This is a genomic window from Paenarthrobacter sp. NPDC089988 (genome assembly GCF_044748465.1).
Taxonomy (GTDB): Bacteria; Actinomycetota; Actinomycetes; order Actinomycetales; family Micrococcaceae; genus Arthrobacter.
Genome location: NZ_JBIVGD010000033.1, coordinates 21,930 through 27,929, shown reverse-complemented (window position 1 = coordinate 27,929; position 6,000 = coordinate 21,930). Strand labels below are relative to the sequence as shown.

At 57.1% G+C, this 6,000-nt stretch carries 5 protein-coding genes; 2 read left to right on the top strand and 3 right to left on the bottom strand.

Annotation, left to right across the window (positions count from 1 at the left end; all coding sequences use genetic code 11):
* Positions 1-514 precede the first annotated feature (514 nt).
* The 3 genes from ACIPV6_RS22855 to ACIPV6_RS22845 form a co-directional block, all read right to left on the bottom strand.
* Positions 515-1,372: a hypothetical protein gene (locus tag ACIPV6_RS22855; protein ID WP_400273082.1), complete on the bottom strand. Its 858-nt coding sequence runs from the start codon at positions 1,370-1,372 to the stop codon at positions 515-517.
* A 153-nt stretch (positions 1,373-1,525) separates the two neighbouring features.
* Positions 1,526-2,932 (bottom strand): HEPN domain-containing protein, encoded by a 1,407-nt coding sequence (locus ACIPV6_RS22850; protein WP_400273081.1) that lies wholly within the window; start codon positions 2,930-2,932, stop codon positions 1,526-1,528.
* Positions 2,933-3,697: 765 nt separating this feature from the next.
* Positions 3,698-4,732 (bottom strand): hypothetical protein, encoded by a 1,035-nt coding sequence (locus ACIPV6_RS22845; RefSeq protein ID WP_400273080.1) that lies wholly within the window; start codon positions 4,730-4,732, stop codon positions 3,698-3,700.
* 189 nt (positions 4,733-4,921) lie between these two features.
* Here ACIPV6_RS22845 and ACIPV6_RS22840 point away from each other — a divergent pair, with 189 nt between their 5' ends.
* Positions 4,922-5,740, top strand: coding sequence for a hypothetical protein (locus ACIPV6_RS22840; protein WP_400273079.1), 819 nt, complete (start codon positions 4,922-4,924; stop codon positions 5,738-5,740).
* Positions 5,741-5,766: 26 nt separating this feature from the next.
* Entirely contained in the window at positions 5,767-5,955 is a 189-nt protein-coding gene (locus ACIPV6_RS22835; protein ID WP_400273078.1) for a hypothetical protein, read from the top strand.
* Positions 5,956-6,000 lie beyond the last annotated feature (45 nt).

Below are 6,000 nucleotides of genomic sequence, written 5' to 3'. Positions count from 1 at the left end.
TGGGGCCACATATAACCGTCACCGAAACCCGGCGAGTCACAAAATGGGGCCAGAAATAACCGTCCTACCGGGGCCATCCAAACCTGTCACAGCCAGAACGCACGGTGGGCGCGGATGAAGTAGAGCGCTGGGCCTTCAGCGAAGGACGAGGTTGGCGCGCCAGAGCCTCAAACCTGTAGCGCCCTTCGGAGGCTGCACAGGACGCCGAATAAGGGGTACACGGCGGCCGTCCGCGCTGCCCTCCAGGGCGTCTGGGTTCACCACTTGAGAGGGAAGCATCTCGTCAATGGCCCGCCCACGACTTTTACCGCGGCAAGGTCGAAGAGCAGGAAAAGTACCTGCCGATGGTACCCAGATGAAAGACAGTGGCAAATTCTGCTCTGAAACAGCTGCCATAGATCCCGTCAGCCAGATTGGTGGTGTCACATCACTTTGCTCGAGCCCAGACCTATATCCGCATTGCAACAGCCGTGGACCTGCTGGGGACATCCCGAGGCCCATTACCGCTTCCTGATCAGCGTTCCACGAGATCCGCTTCTTGCAAATGATGGACAACCCAGCCATCAGCTTCGCACCACCGGTAAACACTGACGTCATCGTTTGTGAAATGTCGACCTATCCAAACTTCGTCGACACTTCCTGCGTTCCGGACAGTTCCGCCAAGGAGTCCATTGTCCAATCGACGCGTGACGTCGAAGTGGCTCTCGAAATCCAGCCAGAGGAATAGCACACGACGATCCGCCACGGCCCGATCCATTTTCTCAACATCCGACTCGTGCTTACCGGCAAGTTGTTCTGACACAAACATCGAAACGTACTCGGCATCCGACGGGTCCCACGAGAACCCATCATCAACCTTGAGCAGCCTGCACTGGCTGGCAGGGAGGGTTGGCAGCACCTCTGCAGAAATTACCCCAGCTGCTTGCATTGCCACCAGCGTGCTGTACCAAACAGGACGATCCGCTTCAGCGCTGAATACATGCTGTTGCAAGTTCACTGACTCGACGGAAGACAGGTTTAGGCGCTCTAGATCTGCGAGCCAAGTCTCCAACTGCCGACGAATTTCCCGTGCGTTTCCGCTACTAGAGACCACGACCAGCCAACCCTGTTTTAACCCCTCAAGCTCGGCGGCGAGATTTGGGAAGTGGTGATTGAATTGCGCACTGTCTCGGAGCGTCTCGGTCTCAGCAATTGTCGTGACTTCGACAGCAACTGTCGTTGTTCCATCGGACAGATCGAAGTCATGCGTTCCTGAAGGTGCGCCGTCGACGTCCCTCGGAATGATTTCCCATCTTGCGGCGCCATAGACTGCGCGCACTGCCTGAGCAGCACGTAGTTCACGAATATCGAGAGCAGAGTTTCCCTTGGCCATTACCGCAGATTAGCAGACCTGCCCATGGCCTCTACCCTCCGGCGCACGCATTGGGCAGGGCCCGTCATCAAGCTGCCTCGAACTGTATTGGTCCATCGGTAACCCCCTGCTGGATTGGTCCACCGTAACCCCCTGCTGGTGTACTAATGCTTATTAGTTGATGCGATTCTCATTGTCATCATCGCTATCCGATCCGGCTGCCGAAAACGTCCCCAACGCACCAGGCTCACCCCAAATATGCTCTTCATCCATGTTGGCGAGGGCATAAATGTAGCTTTGGGATCTTGTCACCGCCTCCTTTAGATCCTTCGGTGAAACAATCTCAAGGAGAATTCGCAACACAAGCACCCACTTACACGAGATCGTGGCAACGAAATAGTTACCCAGCTCTGCGCTGCCGAAGGCACCAAGAAGCTGGTGGCTCTGCTCATTGCGGATCTTCTTTACGATCCCCAGCCACGAGTTCAGCTCCGGTCCACAGACCCCTGGTGCGACCTCCATCACTGGAGACACCAGCTCTACGATTCTCGAGTGGTAGCTGGGTTGGTCCACATAACTCAGTGCATCTCGCAGGACCTTGTCCGCAATACTTTCATCTGTCAGGCCTTCAGTTACCAACCCTCGGATCCCGGCCTCGCGTGCGGCCTTCATGGCACGCTGCACCCCTCGCACACTTACTTCATGGAAAGGTCTCACTTCACTGTGCAGCCTTCGATGCAAACCCTCCAGCGCCGTCACTAGAACCTGGGCGTCAACCTGTACGACACTTGGCCCGAAGTTTGCAATGTACGGGAATGGGTCAACTTTGGCCGCAAGCGCCAGCCATGAAGCCATTTCCTTCAGCCCCAGCTTTCTCAACGGAAGTAAAGCGCTCGAACGAAGAAGCTTTTGTTCCTTTTCCTGCTCAGGAACATAAGAACACCACCCATGCGCCTCAAGGTAGATCTCGGTGACAAGCGGTGAGGGAACAGGTTTCTGGGTCCATAGACCAAGAAGCTGCGCGGCTACCACTTGGACATCTTGAATCAGTACGCCCACGGGTGAAGGGTTCCCAGGCTTGAAAGTCAGGCCGGCCTTCTGCTCATGTACCCACGGCGCCAACTGACCCGGGACAGGACCGGGGACTTCCGCTTCTGTTGTCCAGCTGACCGCGGAAGCAAGAACTGGCCACGACCAACGAATGCCGTGGATTTCTTCATCGTCACCGGAGATGTGTGCCCCGTGCAGCCAGCGCTTCCCCGTAAAGAATTGGGCATAGCTGGAGGTAACGTCCGGGCCGGGCTGCATATGAGCGTCGAGTAAGGTGACCAGCGATTCGTCATCTAGGCGACCTAGAATGACGCGGGCCGCGAAGTCCGCTGCGATTTGATCCGGTGCAGAGCCGTACCGGATAGCCCCGCCATCAAGAATTTCAACCTGCTTCGGAGGGAAACAAAAGCCAGACAGCCTGAGGGCGTAGCCCTCATCCGCAAACTCCACCGCCCCAGCAACTTCGTTGCCTCCTTGAACCCAGAAAACGCCGGATGCGGTTCTGTCCTCAGAAACGACATCGTCAGTCATTGCGCTCCTCCGTTCGCAATCTGATTGTCGGCCACGCCACCCTGGTTCTTCTTTGGCTCATTCACTCCGGAATCTTAGCGCCGGCACAACTAGGACCGTGAGCAGTGAACATCAGTCTCGCCGCCGTGGTCGCCACAAAGTGTCGACTTCGTAGCTGCCATCCGCATGCCGGCGGATTGGGGCGATGCGTTCAGGCATTTCGGAGCGCAGCTTCATGAATAGCGGGCCTGACATCTCGTTGAGAGAGCTGTTATAGAAGTAGATATCCGGGTAGTGGGTCAGCAACGCGTAGATCATATCTGTGGCCCACCCTTGGTGGTGGTACTCGTCTGGGACTCCGACACCTTGAAACTTTCCGACACGGTTCCTGATGATCACAAAGTCAAGGTAGGCGCTCGTTGTGCTCTCCCCGAAAATGCCTGACCGCGTTCCGTGCAGCTGAGGACGCGGAACAAGTCTGCCCTGAACAAGGTTGGGTCCTGATTCTCTGGGGACGGTCAGTGTGAAGGACCTTGGGCCGTGGCGAAGGACAATGCGTCGCTTCCTCCGCAACTCCCACCACGCTCTTCTAAAACTCCTGAAGGGTTTAAACATGCCGCTCCCCTGCTAACCATTTCCTGGGCCGCGATCCTGCCGCTGCTGCAGGTCAGCGGTGGACCAGGCTGCTTCGTGTTGGGTCTGTTCCTCTGCTCTCCGAGCCTAGATCACTGGAAAGTCCGGGGCTTTCCGTCAGTTCTGGGGTTGCCCTCTCCTCAAATTTGGTGTTCAAAAGCCGAGTTGATGGTCGATGGTCTCGCGGACAGATTGCAAGGCCGGGGATTCAAACCCCTCGGGAAGCAATGAAATCCTATGAAGCTTCGTTGCTGAATCTTGTGCTCGTCCGTCGCCGTGTCGGTCTATCTCGCGGACCTTGAGGAGCCCAAACCATTCAAGCGTCTTGCGCGCTGCTGAGAAGGGATCGCGGTGAATCCCGTAGCGTCTCAGTCTCACGTCCGCGGGGATTGCCACTTCGCCCGGGAGAATATCCGGGTCCTCTCCAATTGCTGCCAGGGTCCCCCTGCGGCATGCTATAGCCAGGAGGAGGACGACTTCGGAGTCTTCCAGCACATGGAGCCACCCCTGGGTAATGAATCCAACCGGCAGGGTGAAATAGTCTTCATTTTTTTGAGGAACCACGTAGGGAAGAGGGTCTCCGCCTCGTTGCCATCCCGATTCGTCCAGGAGACTGAATCCCTCGTACCTGCCCCTTTTGCCTGGTGTCCCGGGGAGATGCACCAGTTTCGCTTCCTCAAGAGTATCCAGAGCAGTAGCCAGTGTTCTGGCCTTTTTATCGCGTATAGCTGAGCTGGACTTTCCTATCCCGGTTTGAACCGCTGAGGTGGCCACCAGGTCGCTCCATCCCCATTCACGCGAAAAAGTTGTCAGCGGTATGTCCAGTACGGCTCTGCGGCCGGGACGATTTCTGAGCTGGGCATAAGCCAAGGCCGTGAGGTACATACGCAAGGCAGCTCCCTTGCTGGAGAGGATCATCGTGGCCGGAGGCCGAAAAGCGCGTTTCGGTGCTGTCCGGTCCGACACGTCCTCTTCTGAGATTGGCTTCTCAAGATAGGAAAAAGGAGTGCGTACTCGTAGCCCCTCCGTGAGCAAGAGCCCCGGCGCGCCGAAATGATCAACCAGAGCATCAGTTGCGTTGGTCGCTGACTGCCCGAACTGGCCATAAAGCCGGGCCCGGCGCGCCTCAAAGGTCCGGGTCTCCTTGGCACTGAGGCCACGGGAACGATCTAAATCGATCTCTTTCATGCGTGCCATCAGACCTAATTGGGCCCTTTCAAGCTGAACGTGTAAACCGGCCAGGGGACCCTTTAGTCATCTTCAGAATCTAAGTTAACTTTCTGGCGGGTTTACCCGTACATCCAGTGTAGTGGAAGTCTTCGGCCAGTCCTGTTGAACTTCTCAGGTACAACACCCGCTATTCAGATGAAGGTGAGCATGTCCAAGCAATCTCACGCCCGGAGGGCAGTCGGCCGCGGAGGCATCTGGACCGATCGGTCCAGCATCCTGCTGACCGTCGCGCCGACGACGTTGGCCGGTATTGCCACCGCATTCATGGGATGGGCACAGCTCGATGGTGGGCTGGCCACCTTTCTTCGATCTGCAGCGATCATAGCCGGGGCAGCGGCCACGGCTTTGCTGGTCATCAAGGCAGTCCGGGAGGACAAAGAGAAAAAGTCTGCTGCCGACGCCAGGTACGACACCATGAAAGAGCTCAGGAACAAGCTTGGCCCCGCCTTGGATTTGATGGCTGAACTTGCTTCAGTAGATCCGGCAGATTCCAGCCGTGAAGTGCTAAACGAAAGCCTGAAAACCATCGCCACACACTGCTGCAGCGCACTGGGAGCCATGATGCCAGCTAGTACCGATGTGCGGGCCATCGTATATGCGGTCAAGGAACCAAATGAGCTGTACCCCTTGGCCCGGTTGGGACGCAATGACGTCCCTCGCACGTTCTCCTTTGATAAGGCTGACGGCGCTGAGATTCTGACATATCTCTCGGGAAGCTCACCAGAGGGGGAGCTCTACGCCGACACCTCTACTGAAGCTCCTGAGCACTACGAAGGTGATCAGGCGCGGTACCGAACCTTTATCCGCGCTCCCATTTGGTCGAGCGGAGTGATCTTCGGCATGGTGGCCGTTGACGCCCCGAAAGCTGGCTCGCTGTCCAAGGGCGACGTCTTCCTTACCGAGTTGATCGCAGCTGAACTCGCACCAGCGTTCGCCATAGCGGCCGCAGCCGGACGCAGCGAATAATCAGCTTGACGGCCTACACTGTAGGCATGAGCAATCAAGTCGAAGTAACTCCAGGGGGCGTCGGCTTCATCAGAACGACAGCCAAGAAGGCAATCCCGGACGCTCCGCTTGCGCTGAAGACCGCCCGCCGCCGCTCATGGCTGGTACGACGAGACCTCACAGCCGGTCGCCATTCCAAAATCGAACCGGAACAGGGCACCCGCAAGAAAGGTTAACCCGGCCTCTTGCCGCTGTGACATTGGCAGTGCGAATTCAACGGC

Excerpts from the sequence above, each read along its gene's own strand:
- ACIPV6_RS22855 (WP_400273082.1), bottom strand. The coding sequence starts at position 1,372 with ATGGCCAAGGGAAACTCTGCTCTCGATATTCGTGAACTACGTGCTGCT.
- ACIPV6_RS22850 (WP_400273081.1), bottom strand. The coding sequence starts at position 2,932 with ATGACTGACGATGTCGTTTCTGAGGACAGAACCGCATCCGGCGTTTTC.
- ACIPV6_RS22845 (WP_400273080.1), bottom strand. The coding sequence starts at position 4,732 with ATGAAAGAGATCGATTTAGATCGTTCCCGTGGCCTCAGTGCCAAGGAG.
- ACIPV6_RS22840 (WP_400273079.1), top strand. The coding sequence starts at position 4,922 with ATGTCCAAGCAATCTCACGCCCGGAGGGCAGTCGGCCGCGGAGGCATC.
- ACIPV6_RS22835 (WP_400273078.1), top strand. The coding sequence starts at position 5,767 with ATGAGCAATCAAGTCGAAGTAACTCCAGGGGGCGTCGGCTTCATCAGA.